Origin of the sequence: Streptomyces sp. MMBL 11-1 (genome assembly GCF_028622875.1) — a bacterium.
GTDB lineage: Bacteria > Actinomycetota > Actinomycetes > Streptomycetales > Streptomycetaceae > Streptomyces.
This window is the reverse complement of the sequence record NZ_CP117709.1, coordinates 3,987,365-4,003,612: the sequence shown is the minus strand read 5'-3', so window position 1 is coordinate 4,003,612 and position 16,248 is coordinate 3,987,365. Positions and strand designations below refer to the sequence as shown.

At 73.2% G+C, this 16,248-nt stretch carries 23 protein-coding genes and 2 tRNA genes; 4 read left to right on the top strand and 21 right to left on the bottom strand.

The features are described 5' to 3' along the window. Positions 1-9 precede the first annotated feature (9 nt). The 19 genes from PSQ21_RS17495 to PSQ21_RS17405 all read right to left on the bottom strand — a co-directional run bounded on the left by PSQ21_RS17495 (position 10) and on the right by PSQ21_RS17405 (position 8,285). On the bottom strand, positions 10-201 hold the full coding sequence (locus PSQ21_RS17495) for a DUF6011 domain-containing protein (protein ID WP_274031464.1): 192 nt from the start codon (positions 199-201) through the stop codon (positions 10-12). Then, complete coding sequence (locus PSQ21_RS17490; RefSeq protein WP_274031463.1) at positions 194-1,099, bottom strand: hypothetical protein; 906 nt, start codon at positions 1,097-1,099, stop codon at positions 194-196. The genes PSQ21_RS17495 and PSQ21_RS17490 overlap by 8 nt, the downstream gene beginning before the upstream one ends. Continuing rightward, positions 1,096-1,323 (bottom strand): hypothetical protein, encoded by a 228-nt coding sequence (locus PSQ21_RS17485; protein WP_274031462.1) that lies wholly within the window; start codon positions 1,321-1,323, stop codon positions 1,096-1,098. Before PSQ21_RS17485 ends, PSQ21_RS17490 begins: the two co-directional genes overlap by 4 nt. Next, entirely contained in the window at positions 1,320-1,706 is a 387-nt protein-coding gene (locus tag PSQ21_RS17480) for a hypothetical protein (RefSeq protein WP_274031461.1), read from the bottom strand. Before PSQ21_RS17480 ends, PSQ21_RS17485 begins: the two co-directional genes overlap by 4 nt. Further along, positions 1,703-2,233: a hypothetical protein gene (locus tag PSQ21_RS17475; RefSeq protein ID WP_274031460.1), complete on the bottom strand. Its 531-nt coding sequence runs from the start codon at positions 2,231-2,233 to the stop codon at positions 1,703-1,705. Before PSQ21_RS17475 ends, PSQ21_RS17480 begins: the two co-directional genes overlap by 4 nt. After that, entirely contained in the window at positions 2,230-2,442 is a 213-nt protein-coding gene (locus PSQ21_RS17470) for a hypothetical protein (RefSeq protein WP_274031459.1), read from the bottom strand. Before PSQ21_RS17470 ends, PSQ21_RS17475 begins: the two co-directional genes overlap by 4 nt. Next, the gene (locus tag PSQ21_RS17465; protein WP_274031458.1) at positions 2,430-2,747 is read right to left on the bottom strand and encodes a hypothetical protein; all 318 of its coding nucleotides are present in this window, start codon (positions 2,745-2,747) and stop codon (positions 2,430-2,432) included. The genes PSQ21_RS17470 and PSQ21_RS17465 overlap by 13 nt, the downstream gene beginning before the upstream one ends. After that, positions 2,744-4,198, bottom strand: a complete 1,455-nt coding sequence (locus PSQ21_RS17460) for a hypothetical protein (protein ID WP_274031457.1) — start codon at positions 4,196-4,198, stop codon at positions 2,744-2,746. The genes PSQ21_RS17465 and PSQ21_RS17460 overlap by 4 nt, the downstream gene beginning before the upstream one ends. Positions 4,199-4,339: 141 nt before the next feature. Then, entirely contained in the window at positions 4,340-4,789 is a 450-nt protein-coding gene (locus PSQ21_RS17455; protein WP_274031456.1) for a hypothetical protein, read from the bottom strand. A 17-nt stretch (positions 4,790-4,806) separates the two neighbouring features. Then, positions 4,807-5,211, bottom strand: a complete 405-nt coding sequence (locus PSQ21_RS17450) for a hypothetical protein (protein WP_274031454.1) — start codon at positions 5,209-5,211, stop codon at positions 4,807-4,809. Continuing rightward, a complete protein-coding gene (locus PSQ21_RS17445; RefSeq protein WP_274031453.1) occupies positions 5,208-5,423 on the bottom strand; it encodes a hypothetical protein in 216 nt (71 codons plus the stop codon). Before PSQ21_RS17445 ends, PSQ21_RS17450 begins: the two co-directional genes overlap by 4 nt. Next, on the bottom strand, positions 5,420-5,653 hold the full coding sequence (locus PSQ21_RS17440; RefSeq protein WP_274031452.1) for a hypothetical protein: 234 nt from the start codon (positions 5,651-5,653) through the stop codon (positions 5,420-5,422). The genes PSQ21_RS17445 and PSQ21_RS17440 overlap by 4 nt, the downstream gene beginning before the upstream one ends. Continuing rightward, entirely contained in the window at positions 5,646-5,987 is a 342-nt protein-coding gene (locus tag PSQ21_RS17435) for a hypothetical protein (protein WP_274031451.1), read from the bottom strand. Before PSQ21_RS17435 ends, PSQ21_RS17440 begins: the two co-directional genes overlap by 8 nt. Next, positions 5,987-6,403, bottom strand: coding sequence for a hypothetical protein (locus tag PSQ21_RS17430; protein ID WP_274031450.1), 417 nt, complete (start codon positions 6,401-6,403; stop codon positions 5,987-5,989). Before PSQ21_RS17430 ends, PSQ21_RS17435 begins: the two co-directional genes overlap by 1 nt. Further along, a complete protein-coding gene (locus PSQ21_RS17425) occupies positions 6,400-6,543 on the bottom strand; it encodes a hypothetical protein (RefSeq protein ID WP_274031449.1) in 144 nt (47 codons plus the stop codon). Before PSQ21_RS17425 ends, PSQ21_RS17430 begins: the two co-directional genes overlap by 4 nt. 4 nt (positions 6,544-6,547) lie before the next feature. After that, the gene (locus PSQ21_RS17420; RefSeq protein ID WP_274031448.1) at positions 6,548-7,234 is read right to left on the bottom strand and encodes a hypothetical protein; all 687 of its coding nucleotides are present in this window, start codon (positions 7,232-7,234) and stop codon (positions 6,548-6,550) included. Next, positions 7,231-7,758, bottom strand: a complete 528-nt coding sequence (locus PSQ21_RS17415; RefSeq protein WP_274031447.1) for a hypothetical protein — start codon at positions 7,756-7,758, stop codon at positions 7,231-7,233. Before PSQ21_RS17415 ends, PSQ21_RS17420 begins: the two co-directional genes overlap by 4 nt. Positions 7,759-7,845: 87 nt before the next feature. Beyond that, positions 7,846-8,055: a DNA-binding protein gene (locus PSQ21_RS17410; RefSeq protein WP_274031446.1), complete on the bottom strand. Its 210-nt coding sequence runs from the start codon at positions 8,053-8,055 to the stop codon at positions 7,846-7,848. Beyond that, a complete protein-coding gene (locus PSQ21_RS17405; RefSeq protein WP_274031445.1) occupies positions 8,052-8,285 on the bottom strand; it encodes a helix-turn-helix domain-containing protein in 234 nt (77 codons plus the stop codon). Before PSQ21_RS17405 ends, PSQ21_RS17410 begins: the two co-directional genes overlap by 4 nt. Positions 8,286-8,632: 347 nt before the next feature. On the opposite strand from PSQ21_RS17405, the gene PSQ21_RS37820 reads away from it, so the two are divergent. Together PSQ21_RS37820 and PSQ21_RS17395 are read left to right on the top strand one after the other, a co-directional pair. After that, positions 8,633-8,872, top strand: a complete 240-nt coding sequence (locus PSQ21_RS37820) for a hypothetical protein (RefSeq protein ID WP_337961675.1) — start codon at positions 8,633-8,635, stop codon at positions 8,870-8,872. A gap of 104 nt (positions 8,873-8,976) precedes the next feature. Then, on the top strand, positions 8,977-10,170 hold the full coding sequence (locus PSQ21_RS17395) for a tyrosine-type recombinase/integrase (RefSeq protein WP_274031443.1): 1,194 nt from the start codon (positions 8,977-8,979) through the stop codon (positions 10,168-10,170). A gap of 98 nt (positions 10,171-10,268) precedes the next feature. Here PSQ21_RS17395 and PSQ21_RS17390 read toward each other — a convergent pair. Together PSQ21_RS17390 and PSQ21_RS17385 are read right to left on the bottom strand one after the other, a co-directional pair. Beyond that, positions 10,269-10,341: transfer RNA gene (locus PSQ21_RS17390), tRNA-Arg, on the bottom strand. 269 nt (positions 10,342-10,610) lie between these two features. Next, a tRNA-Ser gene (locus tag PSQ21_RS17385) sits at positions 10,611-10,701 on the bottom strand. A 290-nt stretch (positions 10,702-10,991) separates the two neighbouring features. Here PSQ21_RS17385 and PSQ21_RS17380 point away from each other — a divergent pair. Then, entirely contained in the window at positions 10,992-11,576 is a 585-nt protein-coding gene (locus PSQ21_RS17380) for an SSI family serine proteinase inhibitor (RefSeq protein ID WP_274031442.1), read from the top strand. A gap of 392 nt (positions 11,577-11,968) precedes the next feature. Continuing rightward, positions 11,969-16,198, top strand: a complete 4,230-nt coding sequence (locus PSQ21_RS17375; protein ID WP_274031441.1) for a PAS domain-containing protein — start codon at positions 11,969-11,971, stop codon at positions 16,196-16,198. Positions 16,199-16,248: the final 50 nt, after the last annotated feature.

Here is a 16,248-nt window from a genome sequence, read left to right as displayed (position 1 = left end):
TGCGGTGGGTCAGAAGAGAGGGCTGGCGGGGACGTCGTCGACCGGGCGCCCGCCCACGTACGGCGGGAGCGCGGGGCGGCGGGTCGCGGGCAGCCGCAGGGCGCGGGTCTTGCGGTGGCAGACCGGGCCGGTGCCGCGCGCCCGGGACGCCGGGTCACGCAGCGGCCGGCCGCACACGGTGCAGCGCGGGGACTCAGCCACGGCCGGCCTCGTCCCCGGGGGGCTCGTCGGCCCATTCGATGCGGGCTCCGTGGTAGCCGCCGCGCAGCAGCTCGGCCACGGACACCGCGACGGTCGAGAGTCCGTACTCGGAGTCGTCCAGGACGAAGCACCGGCCCGATGGGAACACAGCTCCGTCGAGGTGAGCACCGTCGCGCTGGACCAGGCGGAAGCCGCGCGCGAACCCATCGCCGGTGAGGCCGGTCAGGGCCTTGAGGATGACCGCCTCCGCACGCTCGGCCCGCTCCCGGAGCGTCGTGGTGCGCCGCTCCAGGAGGGCCTTCGTCTGGGCGGTGACGTCGTCGGACAGTGCGGCCTGCCGGCGGAGCTCGGTCATCTCGTCGTCGCGGACTCGGAGGGCCGCATCCGCGTCCCAGCCGTAGGCGAGCACGTCATCAGGGTGCGCCTCGGCCCAGGGGCTGCACATGTTCGTCTCGTAGATCGCTGCGGCCATGCGGTCCCGGAGCGTGTCCTCGGCCCGGTCTGCAGCCTCGGTCACGTCCGGGGTGCCGGGCGCTTTGAGGATCAGGCGCGCTGCGATGAGTGCGTGCGGGTCCAGGAGCTGCGCCACGTCGGAAGTGGCGTCGTCCAGGCGCGCGGCCAACGATTCGAGCAGCTGCGTGATGGCGTACCCAACTCGGGGGTGCATCAGAGCGATGTAGTCCGCAAGGTACGGCGGGGTGCTCGGGTCGGTTGTCGTGGAGGCGATGACGTACGGGACGCCGATGTTGTCGATGCGCTGCGGGTACGGGCGCTGCTCCCGGTTCACGACGTACCAGGGGCCTCGGCAGTCGCCGAGCTCGGTCAGCAGGGTGCGCAGCTTCGCGGCCGCGGCACGAAGCCGCTCGGCCGGGGTGAGCTCCGTGGGGTCAGTGGTCATGGTGTCGAGGTCCTCTCGGTGGTGGGGCGGAGCCGGCGGACAGTGCGGCTGGTGGTGCGGGGGCGGAAGGTGTGGCCGGGGCAGCGGTCCGGGTTCGTGCTCCACCCGGCCCGGGTGGCGGCGGTGTTCGCCTCGGCCTCATCGGCGGTGCCGGTCGGCAGGTACACCCCGCAGCGGCCGTACGGCTGGGAGGCCTCGCAGCAGATGACCAGGTAGCGGCTCACCGCTGCTGCGCCCGGGCCGGGAGGTCCTCGTCGATCCACCACCAGCGGGTGCCCTGCTCGTCCGCGTGGCTGCCGGGATGGCCCGGCCGCAGCACACACTCGGTGCGCAAGGTGTGCTCGCTGAACGGCGGCTTCTGCTCCCCGCAGTGCGCGGCGTCCAGGAGCTCGGCCTGCCGGGCGAGGACCTGGGCGGCGTGGTGTGCCTCCTGCAGGCGGGCGGCGGTGGTCTGTATCCGCCCGCAGACGACGACGCACACGTTGCTCAGCAGCCAGAACGCGATCCAGCCGGTCCATAGGCCGGCCACACAGCAGTAGATCGACGCGGCGAACGAGCCCACGGCGACGCAGAGGATGCCGGTGTAGCGGAGGCGGGCGGAGATCACTGGGCACCGCCGGTCACCTCGCGCCAGGCCGTGACGATCGTGTTCGGCACGGTGCCGACCGTGGGGACGTCGAGACCGGCTCCCCTTGCCCAGGCTCGGACCTCGGCCGGCACGTAGTCCCGAGCCGGAGACTTCCGCTTCTGCACCGGGCGCAGCCTGTCCTTGCGGGCGCGGAGCTCGGCGAGCTGCTCGACCAGGCGCTGCTCTTCGGCGTCGGCCTGGGCGAGTTCCTCGGCCTCGGCGTACAGGCCGCGGAGGTCCCGCAGGAGCGCCCGGGCCTGCTCGCCCTTGCGGGCCACGAACCGTGTCTCGTGCGCCTCGGCCCAGGCGAGGAGCTTGCCGACGGCGAGCGGCGCGGCACCGGCCGAGGGCGTCTCCTGAGAAGCGGGCGGGCCGGGGACCGGGCGGGGCTGCTGCTGCATGAACTTCCTCTTTCTGGAGGTGATCTGAGGGATCTCGGGTGCCGGGTGGCGGACAACGTCGGGCTGCTCCTCGTCCAGGAGCCGGATCAGGGCGGCGATCGTCATGCCGGGGGCCAGGGGTGCTTGGCCCGGTCGCCGAGGCGCCACCCGTCCAGGGCTTCGAGGAGCTCCTGGACGTGCTCGGCGGCGTCCGGGTCGGGCTGGCCGGCCGTGCGCGGGGGCCTGGCTCCGGCGTAGGTGCCGTCGGGCCATTCCTCCCGGCCGGCCTCGGCGCGCTCCAGGGCTGCGGCGTCCTCGGACGTCAGCGCTGCCACGGGACCGGCCTCACTCCCGACGTCGCCCGCTGCCCACCGCTGCTGCTGCGCCCGGGGAGCTGCCGTGCGGGGCAGGTGGCCTGGTGCGGCTTGGCCTGCCATTCGCCGGGCCGGATCTCCGAGCGGGCCGCGGTGACGGCGCGGACGTACAGCTTCCCGTCGGCGCCCTGCATGACGGCGACGTTGCCGGTCTCGTCCGGCTCGTAGTTGACCGGCTGCCGCTTCCCGTTGGCCGAGGTGAGGCACCAGACGATCGGGGCACGGCAGTGCTTGCACTTCGCGAGGTGGTGGCTGGCGGGCTTCATGCGGTGGTCCCTTCGTCGTGCTGGGCAAGGTGGGGCAGGACAAGAGCTCTGCCGTAGAGGCGGATCGCGGCGGGGGCGCCGTGGTCGGCGAGCGCCTGGCGGACGGTCTCGGGGGTCGCGGCCGCGCGCAGCTGCTCGCGCTCGGCGGGGCCCGGGGGCTCGGAGCCGGGGTCCGGCGGCGGGGGCATCGGGAGCCACGTCGTCGGCGGCCGCGGCGGGGCCGGCGGTTCGGGCCGGGGCGCGGGGGCGGGTGGCTGCTCGGCGGCGGCCGCGGCCAGGCGCTCGCCCTCGGCGATGTTGGCGCAGAGGTGGCAGCGCTCCCCGGTGGACCAGGTCGTGCCGGACTCACAGGACGGCAGGCGGCACCCGTGGCGGACGAGCCCGGCCCCAAGAAGCCACCGGCCGACGTCGCCGCGGCGGGCGTTCTCGGTGGCGGGGCCACGGGCGGTGAGCCGCGAGTACCGGGCTGTCAGCCGGGCGGTGAGCCGTTCCATGCCGACCCCGGCGGACAGCTGCTCGCCGATCTCCCGGCCGATCCGTCGTAGCGCCCAGGGTTCGATGGCGGGGAGCTCGGCCCGTACGGGCTCGAGGACCTGCCAGACCCGGGGCGACAGCTGCAGTCCCGGCCCGCGGTACGTGCCGCCGCTGCTGTTGCTGCGCTTTTCGCCGTGGCTTCGCGCGCTACTACCCGCATCTCGCCTACGGCGGATCCCCCCACAACCCTCGCTCGTCGACGGTCGGTCAGTCTTACGGTCTTCCTCAGTCGCGGGGGATCCGTCAGCTGTGCGGGGAGCCGATCCGTCATGTATGTCAGGGGTCGCCGTGGCCGGGGCGGCGGGCGCCGGGGGCGCTGTCGGCTCGTCGGCATCGTCGTCGAGGACGGGGTGGAGCGGGCGCTGGTGGGCCTCGTAGGCGTGGCGGCCGCGCGGTCCCTGGCGGCGGTGGATGCTGATCCATCCGGTGGACTCGAGGTCGTCCAGGAGCCGCATCACCTGTCGCTCGCCGAGCGGCTGTCCGGCGCTGTCGCCGTACTGGTGGCGTACGACGGCGCGGAGTTCGGCGAGGGACAGCGGCATGCGGCGGATCTGCGCGTAGGCGATGACGGCGTACAGGCGCAGCTGGCGGGGCGGCAGGCCCGTTGCGGCGCGGGCAGGCAGCCAGACAAACAGCTCGTCGGCTTCCATGTCGCGGACCCAGCGTTCGGCGGACTCGCCCTCGCCGTCGCGGGAGGTGTGCCGCCGGGTGATGACCTCGGCGATGCCGTCGCTGCCGGCGGTGGTGAGTTGAGTCAGGGCGCGCTCGACCTCGGACACGGACAGGCCGAGGTACGAGGCGAGCGTGGTGACCTTCGCGCGGCAGTTCTCGGCGCGCATGGCGAGGGCTGCGATCTTGATGTAGACGCTCAGGGCCGAGTCCCGGAACTGAGCGCCTACAACCAGGCGCAGGGGCACACGCACACGCGTACCGCCGCCGGTGCGCGGCCGGGCGCCGGTCGACGCGCGGGGCGTCTCCGGGCACGGCACAGCAGCAGCGGGGGCTGCTGCGTACGCGACGGCGGCGGTCAACGGGTACTCCAGGGTGGGGTGTTGGTGTTACGGAGTGGTGGCCCACGCGGCGATGGCGGTGCGGACGGTGTCAGCCGGGTGCCAGTACGGGGCGTGACCGTCGGGGAAGGGCTGGCCGTCCAGCAGGGCGCGGGCGGCGCTCGCGACGGCGTCCGGGTCGGAGTAGAGGCCGAGCTTGGGCAGGTACTCGGGCTCGGTGTTGCCGCCCTCGGGCCGGGGGCGCGCGTACTGCCACTGCTCTGCCGGGTGGTCCCAGAAGAGGAACAGGCCGTCCCGGCCGCTCTCGTCGTCCTCGGCGGCCCTGGTGTCGTCCCAGACGATGACGGAGGTCAGCATCGTGGTGCAGCCCGCGTCGTCGCCGGTGGTGTAAGGGTCGATCTCGGCGTCGGACGTCCACCAGGTGTCCGGCTCCAGCCCGGCGGCGGCCAGGGCGTCGATCACGGCGGTGATGTAGGGGTCGTGCGGAAGATTGGTCACGGGTACTCCAAGAGGCTTTACAGGGCGGCCTGGTGGGCGCGGCGGGCGCGGGCGAGCGCGCCCGGGGGCAGGGTGAGGACCAGGTCGACGTTGTCGATGGGGCTGTCGGCCGGGGGGCGGCGGAGGAAGCCGCGGTCGATCAGGGTGGCGAGGGCAACGTGGACCTGGCGGACGTGGAGCCCGGTGGCGTGGACGAGACCGATCACCCGGGGCTGGCGGGCGATGTGCCCGCGGCCGTCGGCGTGGGTGGCCAGGGCGATGGCGACGAAGCGGTGGTTGCCGGGCAGCGACGACGCGAGGATGGCCCGTTCCCACGGTTGCCGGTGCGCCGGCCGACTGTCCAGGGTCGGAGTGTCGGCGGTGGCCGGGGTGGGGCGGCGGCGTGGCATGTGGGCCGGGGTGGGGCGGGCGGCGGTCGTCATGACGGCGGCTCCAGTTCGTCGGGCGGTTCGGTGCGGTCGGGGTGGTTGAGGTAGGAGCCGGGCGGCCAGCCCGGCCCCGGCGGGGGCTCGGGCAGGCCGCGCACGGCGTTCGGCGTGTGCCGGTCGCACTTCCAGCCGGTGACGTACCGGCGGGCGTAGACCAGGCCGTGCGGGAGGCCGACGTCGCCGCACGGCCGGACTGAGCCGCTCACGAGTCCGGGTTGATCTGGCCGCAGTGGGTGCAGCGCAGGCCCTCGGGTGTCTCGTCGTGCGGCCAGCTCATGTGTCCGCACGACGGGCGGTGGCAGGCGACCAGGTCGCGCGGGTCCCGGTACGGCTCCTGGGCCGGGGCCCGGGTACCGGTGTGGAGCGCCGCGGTGAGGCAGCGCACGGCGACGGCGAGGAGTACCGCCAGGAGGAGGACGGGCAGGACATCAGGCATCGGCGGCCGCCTTGCGGGCGGTGTCGGCCTGGTCGCGGGCGACGGGGGTGAGGCGGAGCTCGGCGAGCGCGACTCCGAAAGCCGCGCACTGTCCCGAGCACCAGACCCGGTCCGGGTCCGTGGGCCCGTACACGCCGGCGCGGGTCCACCCGGACAGCACCGGGTCGGCCTCGTCCATCGCGTCCGCGACGGAACCGCACTTGGGAGTCGTGCACTTGCCGGGGGCCTCGGCCGAGATCATCAGGCGGGGCATCCCGTACGCCGCGTCGGCCTCCGACTTGGCGTTCTTCGGGCGGCGCACCCGCGACGGGGTGTTGAAGCCGGCGGCCGCCATCAGCGGACACCGGACTTGTGGAGGGCCTCGGCCAGGGTGAGCAGGTTGTAGATGCGGGTCTCGCTGGAGGTGCTGCACCGGGTGCACGACGTCAGCAGCGTGAACCAGGATCCGTTCTCGCCGGTGGTGTGGGTGAGGTAGGCGCCGGGGGCGATCACGACGGACGCCTGCAGACACCCCTCGTCCATCATCTCGGCGGGCAGCCAGCGGCCGAGCGCAGCCGCCGCCTTCTCCCCGAACGTCTTCGCGGCGGCCGCGGTCGCGTACTCGACCGCGTCGATGCTGTCCTGACGCTCCGCCTCGCGGATCTCGGCGTGCCGCTGGGCGTGCACCGCGGTGCACTCGTCCAACAGCGCCTGCAGGTTCACGTTCGTCGCGGGCTTCTCGGTGGTCTTCTCGGGCTGTACGAGCGTCATGACGCGCCCCTCCCAGGGGTCCTGCGGTGCTTGTGGGTGGTGGTGATGCGGTGGTCGGCGGCCCAGCCGGCGGCGATCAGTGCGCCGATGGCCAGGCCGAGAACGATCAGGGAGCAGAGGAGCCAGAGGTGGCCGGGCACGGGATCACTCGGCGTCGGGGTCGTGCGCGGCGGCTACCGCGATCGGGACGACGACGTAGCCGGTGAACTGCTGCGGCCCTCCGTCGACCTGGACGACGAGCTCGGACGGCTCGTCGGGGTCGCCGTCGTCGTCGCCGAGCCCGGCCCACGTGAAGAGGAGGGCCCGGTCGGCCGGGTGTTCGTCGCTGATCAGGGCTTCGCAGTGCCTGCGGGCCTCGGCCTCGGTGGTGTAGTGGCCGACGTGGATGCTCTCGTGCTCGGCCCGGTAGTCCGTGTGGGCGGCCGCGGGCTGCGCGGTGGCGGCGCCGAGGGCGTCGTCGACGTGCGCCAGGCTGGCAAGTGCGTCCGCCCACGCGGCGATCTCGCCGAGGTCCGCCTGGACGACGGCCTCGCCGAGTTCGTCCAGGCCGTCGAGGAGCCGGGCCCCGGTGGGTTGCTCGCGCAGGGCGCGGGCGATCGCGACGAGGACGGTCGTACGGGCGTCCCGAGCGGAGATCGTCGGGGTGGACTCGCCCTCGCGGGTGTCCTTCCCCTCGATGTCGTTGGCGATCCGTTGGGCGAGGCCGGACACGGTGCCGGTCCAGGTGTCCCGGCCGGTCTGGAACGGCTGCTCCACGGTGATCCGAGCCTCCGGGCAGGCACCGGGCAGGACGCCGAGGACCGCGCCGGTGATCGTGGTGTGGAGGCTCATTCCGCCACCGCCGGGCCATCGACCAGGGTGTACGCCTCGAACCGAACGCCGGACTCGGTGATGCCGACCGTCTCGACACGAATGTCGACCTCGAGGTGCGGGTGTTCGGTGACCTGGGTGCCGAAGTGGGCCGCGAACTCGTGGACGGCGGCGGGCTCCTTGTGGAACGAAAACACGAGGCAGGGGCCGTCGTCCCACGGCGCCAGCCGGACATCCATGTGCGTCGGGAGCACCGGGGCGGTGCTGAGCATGTGCTCGGCGGCGGCCAGCGCCTGCAGGTAGCCGTCCCGACGGGCGAGCCCGTGCACGACTTCGGCGCGCGAGGCCTCGGCGAGGATCGTCCGCTCGTCCTTGCCGGAGAACCGCCAGACGTCGGGCATCCGGGCGAGGGTGAGCGCGGAGCGCACGTCGGCGTACGTCGTCGGGGGCTTGGTGAGGAGCAGTCGCCAGGGCGTCTCGCCCTCGGGCTGGGTCGCGGTCGCGAGAGCGGCAGCGATCCGGTCCTCGGTAAGGTAGTTGGACACAGTTACCTCTCAGCTGAGTTGAGATGTGCTGGTGCAGGGGTCGCCTATGGACCAGGCCCGGTCCGGGGCGGCCCCGTTTGTGTGTGGTCAGGCGGCCTCGAGCAGGCGGACCAGCGACGCGGTGACGACGCGGTGACTCTTGCCGAAGCGGAGAATGCGTACGGGTGCGTCACCACACCTGACCAGGGCGTAGAGGTGGGCCCTGCTCACGCCGAGCGCCTCGGCGGCGGCCGGGACGCCAACGGTGGCTGGCCACGCCTTCACCTCGTCGAGCGTGGGCCCGGGGTTGCTGCTCATGACGTAGCCGGTGCCGGGACTGCAGGCGGGGGCATCAGGTCGGCGACCTCGCACCCGAGCGACTCGGCCAGCCGAGACAGGAGCGGCGCGGACGCGCCAGCAACACCGCGCTCCACCATGGATATGTGCGCCTTGGACGCCCTGGCCCGTTTCGCCAGCGCCTCCTGCGTCAGACCAGCCTCGATCCGACGCCGCCGGATCTGCGCGGGGTCCTGGTAGTGAGCTTTCATGGCCGACACAGTAGCCATAAGTTCAAAGAAGTACAAGAAAGAATGAGTCTTAGGTTGCCCTAAATCGTTGTTGCCTACCGCTGGCGTCGCTGGTGTCATAAAGTTCGACGAAGTTCGATGATCTGCATCCTGAGAGGACTCCCGTGGTGAGCGCGCCCCCACCCGCACCACCGCCCGAGGCCGAGGTCATCCGGGTCGCCCGGTTGGCTCGAGGCCTAAGCCCAGAAGCGGCAGCAGAGCGGACGCCGGTCCGCCTGGGGGGTGGTCGGTGGCGGCACATCGAGCAGGGGTACACCCGGCGCGTCCCGTTCACCCCGACCACCGCGCCGGCCAAGACGCTCGCCCACATGGCGAACGTCGTGGGCGTCGACCCCGAGCAGCTGGAAGGGGCGGGGCGAGAGGACGCAGCGGAGATCCTGCGGGAGATCCGGCGCCAGGAGGCGGCCGACGAGCGGTCGACCGTCGCACCCTCGGATCCGCGCGTGCAGATGGCGGTGGACATCCTCATGGATCTACCGCCGCGCGTCCGGGAGGAGGCCTTGCGTCGGCTCGGCCCGGAGCACAGGAAGCGGATCGAGGGCAGTTAAGGGCCGCCAAAGTCCTCGCAGCCGCAGGTAGTTCGTAACGGCTGCGGGGACTTTGGCGTAGGCGGACCAGGGCGATGGGCGCCCCGGCCGACAGGAGGGACAGCATGCCAGAGATCAAGAAGGTCACGGCGCGAGGAAAGACCCGCTACCGGGCCGTGATCGACATCGGAGTGAACCCGGCCACTGGGAAGCGGCGTCAGCTCACGGTGACGAAGGACACGTCCGGGGAGGTCAAGAACGAGCTCGCCCGGATTCAGCATCAGCGCGCGAGCGGGACCCTTGTCGCTCCGTCGAAGATGACGGTGGAGCAGCTGGTCGACATCTGGCTTGCGTCGGTGACGCCGGACGTAGAGGTGAAGACTGCACGGTCGTACGTGGACGCGATGGCGTACGTGAAGATCCGCTTGGGCGCGATGCTGGTGCAGCAGCTCACGGAGGACGACGTGACCGAGATGGTCACGTGGATGCTCACCAGCGCTCGCCGGATCGGCGGGACGCCGGGCACCGGCCTCAGCGTGCGGACGGTGGACCTGACGCTAGGCCGCCTGCGGGCCGTGCTCATCCTCGGGATGCGGCGCAACATCCTCACGCGGAACGTCGCCGAGTACGTCACCGTCCCGAAGGCGGCCCGCAAGGCAGCCCGCGCGAAGAAGCGCGAGAAGACGCCGTGGGACGAGACCGAGGTGCGCCAGTTCCTCACGGGCATCCGCGGCGTACGGGAGTACGGCGGGTGGATGCTGACCTTCATCGCCGAGCGGCCGGCCGAAGTCTGCGGCGCCCGATGGGCGCAGGACATCGACCTGGAGAGCGGCACCACCACGATCGGCAACACCCGGACTCTCGCCTACGATCCGGAGCGGCCGCGCGGGCAGCGGTCCGTGGTGGTCGAGAAGGACGCCAAGTCCGAGGCCGGGGAGCGGGCCCTGCCGCTGCCCCTGCCTACGTGGCTCGGACTCAAGGCATTCCGCAAGATCCAGGTGGCCGAGCGGCTGGCCGCCGGAGACGCATACGAGGCCACTGGCTACGTGATGGTCGACAAGCTGGGGCGCCCGTGGAAGACGGACAAGCTGCGGCGCGAGGCGTACAAGCTGATGGACCAGCTTGAAGTGCGGCGGGTGACGCTCTACATGGCCCGTCACGCGATCCTCTCCTGGATGGCGAACAACGGCGTGCCGGACACCGTGGTGTCGGCGTGGGCCGGCCACGCGGACCTGTCCTTCACGAAGCGGATCTATGTGCACCCTGACCCGCAGTCACTCCGGGCCGGGTCCGAGAAGCTGAACGAGCTGCTCGGCTGAGCGACCAAGATCAACAGGCGTGTGAGAAAAAGTGAGACGAAACGAGGAAGGCCCCGATCCTCCGGGGAGGAATCAGGGCCTTGACCTGGTGTTTCTTGTGCACTCGGCAGGATTCGAACCTGCAACCTTCTGATCCGTAGTCAGATGCTCTATCCGTTAAGCTACGAGTGCTTGGCGTTCCGGGCTTTTTTCTCCCCGGTCGGCGTTGCGAGAACAACATTACATGACCTGCGCCGTGACGCGAAATCCATTAGCCGCACCGCTGCCGACCTGCGGAAACAGCCCTCCGAGGCTCATCTCGACCCCCCTCCGGAACCGGCCCCGAACCGGCTCCGAACCAGCCCGGCGCGCCTTCCGCGCCCTCACTCGCCCCGGAACGGCCGAAGCCCCGTGCCAACGACCGAAGCCCCGTGCCAGGGGCACGGGGCTTCGGGACGGAGCGGAGGCGGAGGGATTTGAACCCTCGATGGGCTTTAAGACCCAAACCGCATTAGCAGTGCGGCGCCATAGACCGGACTAGGCGACGCCTCCTCCACACGCCTCGCGCGGACGCGAGTGGTGCGTGCAGATGATGACACAGTCGAGCGTCGTGCCACCAATCGCGGTCAACGTTACTAGGCCCCCGGGTGCCCAGGCAAAGCAGTTCGGCGTGGTGGCGCAACGTCCGGGCGCGGTGCGCGTTAGAGAGGGGTGGGGGCCCCGGTCTCCGTCCGTTGTCGTCGCCCGTCAGCCGCCCGTCAGCCGTGGCTCCGGGGCGGGGCCGTGATCGTCCGCGACCGCCGCCCGTGGCCGCCGTGCTGCGGAGATCCTGGAGCTACCGCATGCTGCGCCGTCTCGCCCTCACCGCCGTCGTCTCGCTCGCCGCGCTCGCCACCGCCGTACCGGTCTCGACCGCCTCCGGCCCCGGCTCCTCCGGCCCCGTCTCCTCCGCTCCGGTGCCCGCCGCCCAGCCCACCTCCGGCCCGTTCGCCGCCGTCCGGCCCTCCCTCGGGCCGCTGCCCATGCCCGTCCCGCTGCCCGGGTTCCCGGAGGGCGGGAACGGGAAGGGCGCGGGTGAGGCGAACGAGGTGCTGACGCGGCTCACCGTGTCCGTCGAGAACACCGGGATCGCCGGGGCCGACGGCACCTTCGAGCTGGAGTGCGGGCCCACGGGGGGCAACCACCCGCGGGGGCAGGCCGCCTGTGACCGGCTGGCGGAGGCCGGCGCCACCCGGGCCGGGCGGCAGGAGCTGTTCCGGCCGACCCCCGAGGGCACGATGTGCACGATGATCCACGGCGGTGACGCCACCGCGCGCATCGTGGGCACCTGGGAGGGGCGGGCCGTGGACACCACCGCGAGCCGCCGCGACGGATGCGAGATCGCCCGCTGGAACAGCCTCGTGCCGGTGCTCCCGGATGTCCGGTAGTCCATCGGTCAGTCCGGTGCTCCCGGATGTCCGGTAGTCCATCGGTCAGTCCGGTGCTCCCGGATGTCCGGTAGCCCATCGGTCAGTCCATCGACGACGGCGTAAAAGCGTTCGCCCTCCCGTTCCCGACGCCGACAGCTCCGGGGCCCGGCGCGCCCTGAAGGGCGTGGCCGCGCCGCGCGTCCGCGCACGTCACAGGGCGCGTGGACGCTCACGTCACGCGCTCGCGGCGTACATGCCGCGCACAGAACCTTGGTGAGAGCTCCCCCTCATCCGCCGCCCCCGGGGCCTCCCCTGCCCTTAGACTCCTCCAGTGACAGTCCGCGGCCCGAGGGGCAAGATGTTGGGTCCCGCTGTCGGCAAGGTGCGGTAATCAGGGAGGAAGCGTCGTCGTGAGCAGCAGGCCGTCCCGAGGCACTGCTCGCCTCGCAGCCATACTCGATGCCCTTCCTGACGGGCTCCTGCTCGTCAATTGCAACGGCACGGTCGTCAACGCCAACGCCATCGCCCTCGAAATGTTCGAGACCCCGGGCACCGCGCTCGTCGGTCGCGGACTGCTCGATCTGCTGCCGGAGTTCGACTCCAAGCTGATCCCGGGTTCGATGCGCCGGCCCGAGGCTGCGGACGAGCAGGGCAGGACCAAGCCGACGCGGATGACCGCGCGGCGCACCGACGGCAACGAGTACCCCGTCGAGGTCACCAGCGCGAGCCTCGACAGCGGGCAGGCCGCGTACAACGACATCCATTCCAGCTACACCGGTGACGAGCTGCTCATGCTCGTCGTGCGGGACCTCTCCGGCACCGTCGACACCGAGGCGGAGCTGGCCCGTTCGCAGCGGCAGACCGAGATGATCCTGCGGGCCGCCTCCGAGGGCGTCGTCGGCACGGACACCGACGGGCGCGTCGTCCTCGTCAACCCCGCCGCCGCGCAGATCCTCGGCTTCCGGGCCAGCGACCTCGGCGGCCAGGAGCTGCATCCGCTGATCCTGCACTCCCGGGCGGAGGGCGAGCCGTTCCCGTACGAGGACTCCCCCCTCGCCGACACGCTCAAGTCCGGGCGCAAGCACCGGGTGCGCGGGCAGGTGCTGTGGTCCAAGAGCGGCGCGCAGGTGCCGGTGGACCTCACGACCGCGCCGGTACGGGACGGGGACCAGCTCGTCGGCGCGGTGATGACGTTCACCGACCGCCGGCCGTACGAGGAGTTGTCGACGCGGCACAGAAGCGTCGTCGCCGAGCTGACCACGAGTCACTCCGCCGAGGTCACCGCGCTCAAGGAGGCGCACGCCGCCGAGCTGGAGGCGCTGAAGGAGGCGCACGCCGCCGAGGTCGCCGACCGCAGCGAGCGGTACGCCGCCGAGATCGAGGGACAGGCCGAGCTGCTCGCCTCCCTGGGCGCCCAGCACTCCCAGCTCACCGCCGTCCTCGGCGGTTCGCTGCGCGGGCCCCTGGAGGAGCTGCGCGGCGAGCTGTCCACGCTCGCCTCCGACCCGGCCGGGCAGCTGTGGCCCGAGGCCAACCAGATGCTGCACCATCTCGCCGCCGGGTACGCCCGGATGACCACGCTCGTCGACAGCGTGCTGGGATACCAGCGCCTGGACGCGGGGATGGAGGGGCTGCGGAAGGCCCCCGCGATGGTGGACGGGATCGTCACGGGCGGTATCGACGGGGCGGTCGAGCTGATCGGACCCGGGCGCGCCCAGTTCGCCGTGCACGCCCCGCCGATCGAGGCCGAGGTCGACGCGCCCCGGCTCGCGACCGCCATCGCCCATCTCGTCGCGGACGTCTGCGGGGTCGATTCGACCGGCAAGACCCGGGCGGTGCCCGGGGGCGGCTATGTCGACTCCACCGTGGTCGTGGCCGCCGCCCAGCGCGGTGACGTCGTACGGATCGAGGTGCGCGGGCCGTTCGCCGGGGGCGACCCGGTGCACGAGCCGATCGTGCGCGGCATCGTCCGGGCGCACGGCGGGGTCCTCCAGACGCACGAGATGCCGGGCATGAGCGGCAGCGCGTACGTGCTCGACCTGCCCATCGGGGCCGCGTCCGGCACGATCGCGCCCCCGGAAGAGGGCGGGAACGCCGTGCTGCCGGAAGCCGCTCCGGCCGCGCCCCCGTCGCCCGAAGGCCTCGGAGCGCCGGGCGTCACCAGCGGCGGCCGGCGCCGGGCACGCAGGTCCTCCACCGACGCGTTCCTGGACAGCCCCGGCGGTACGCCGGAGGGCGGCGGCGACAGTACGGCCGGCGCCGTGGCTCCCGCTCCCGACGACCGTCCGGCCGCCGAGCCGACCGGACGGCGGCGGGCGCGCCGTGGACCGGCAGCGCCCGAGGAGGAGCAGGCCCCCGAGCTGGTCCCGGACCGGCAGGGCGAGGGTTCCGGGCGGAGGCGCGGCCGTCCCAGCCCGGCCGAGGCGGCCCCGGGCACGGTGCCGGCAGACGCCGCGCGGGAACAGCCCCAGTCACCGCGGCGGGGGGCGCTGGCCCTGACCTCCGCCCCGTCCCCGGCGCCCGCCGCCCCTTCCGAGGGCGCAGTCGTCACCGCGGCCGAGAACGCCCAGGGCGGCGGTCGCCCGCAGCTGGGGCAGACCGTGCCGCCGCAGGGCGTCCCGGTGGACCCACAGCAGCCCGTACCGCCCACCGGACGACGGGCACGTCATGAGGGCGAGCCCGCCCGCGCCGCCCTGCCCGCCCTCGCCTCCGGAAACGGCGGCAACGGCGGCAACGGCGGCAACAGCGAGACCCACGGCAACCACGGCAATGAAGGCGACGGCGGCCACTCCGGGCCGGAGCAGTCCCAGCAGCCCGGAGGGCGGCGTGCCCGACGCGCCCTGGCCGCCGCCCAGGAGCGCGCCGCGGCCGAGGCCGGTCCGCGGACCGCCTTCGCCCTGCCCCCGGCCGACGCGGACCGGGCAGCGCCCGCCCCCGACGCTCCGGTGGCCGCCGGCGGCGGGGCGAGCACGCACCACGCGCGTACCGCGCCGGAGGCCGGTCACACGCCTCCGCAGGCGCACCCCGTCGCCCCGGCGCACACCGGCCCGCAGCCGAGCGGGACCTCCGGGCAGGGCTTCCCGGGCGCGCCCCAAGCGGCCCCCGCGCCCCACCTCCCCGGGACGGCACCACACGCGCCCGGCCCGCACGACGGTGGCGTACCGGAGGCTCCGAACCCGGCGCCGGGCCTCGCGTCGTGGGGCGACACCGGGCCGGCCGTCCCCACCGGCACCGGGCAGACCGCCCACACCACCGGCGTCGCGGCCGTCGCCGATCCGGGGGCGCACCCGGGCGGCGGTGCCGCGGGCGCGCGGCGGCAGCCGCTGCCCGCCGAGGAGCCGATGCCGGACAGCAGCAACCCCGACTCGACCCAGGGGAGGGCCTTCAGCGTGCGAACGCTGGGCCAGGGCGTGCCGTTCGCCCAGCACCTCGCGCATCAGCAGAACCAGCCGCACCAGAGCCTGGGCGGGGCCGGCCGGCGCCGCAAGCTCGCCGCCCCGCCGGAGGACGACCGCGCCCCCGCCCCCGCCGCCGGCGGCCGGCAGGCTCCGCCCCAGCAGGACCGACCGGGCGCATTCGCACCCGCACCAGCGTCCGCGCCCGGTCCGCGGCAGAACCCGTCCCACACCCGTCCCCAGGAACAGGACCTGGAACGGGACCAGGAACGGGGCCAGTACCAGGGGCCGGACCCGGCGCAGCAGTCCGGTCGGCCGGCGCAGCCGGGTCAGTCGGCACAGGGCGGGCCCGGCGCCGCCTACGGCGAGGGGCAACTGCTCGCGCCACCCCTCGCGGAGGGGCGCGCGTACGCCATAGGGGCGCCCGACGAGGGGGCGGAGGGACCGGAGCCGCTGGACGGGCCCGGGGGCGCGGTCGAGGTCGCCAACCGGCCGCACCCGCACCCGGTCGACGACGAGCTGCCGCCCGAGCCGCTGGACAACCCGCGTCGGCTGCTGGTCTGGCCCGCGCCCGATGTGCCGACCCAGCAGGCGCTCAGCGACCGGGGCTACCGTCCGGTGGTCGTGAACTCCCGCGAGGAGGTCGACGCCCAGATCGCCGCGTTCCCCGCCGCGCTCTTCGTCGACCCGCTGACCGGCCCCATCACCCGTACCGCGTTGCAGTCACTGCGCCAGGCGGCTGTCGCGGCCGAGGTCCCGGTGCTGGTCACCGCCGGTCTGGGGCAGGCGACCCGGGAAGCGGCGTACGGCGCCGACCCGGCCGTCCTGCTCAAGGCGCTGGCCCCGCGCGACAGCGAACAGCATCCCTCGCGGGTGCTCCTGATCGAGGAGCACGAGGAGATCGCGGTGGCGCTGACGCAGACCCTGGAGCGGCGCGGGATGCAGGTGGCGCGTGCGGCGACGGACAGCGAGGCCGTCGACCTGGCGGGCCGGATGCGGCCGAACCTCGTGGTGATGGACCTGATGCAGGTACGCCGCAGGCGCGCCGGGATCATCGACTGGCTGCGGGCCAACGGGCAGCTGAACCGCACCCCGCTGATCGTCTACACCTCGGCCGGGATGGACCCCGCGGAGCTGCCACGGCTCGCATCGGGCGAAACCGTCCTCTTCCTGGCGGAACGGTCGACCAGCGACGAGGTCCAGTCGCGGATCGTCGACCTGCTGGCGAAGATCGGCACCAACTGACCGCACGCGAGAAGCAGAACAGGGCGGGGGCGGTACGGGATTCCGTACCG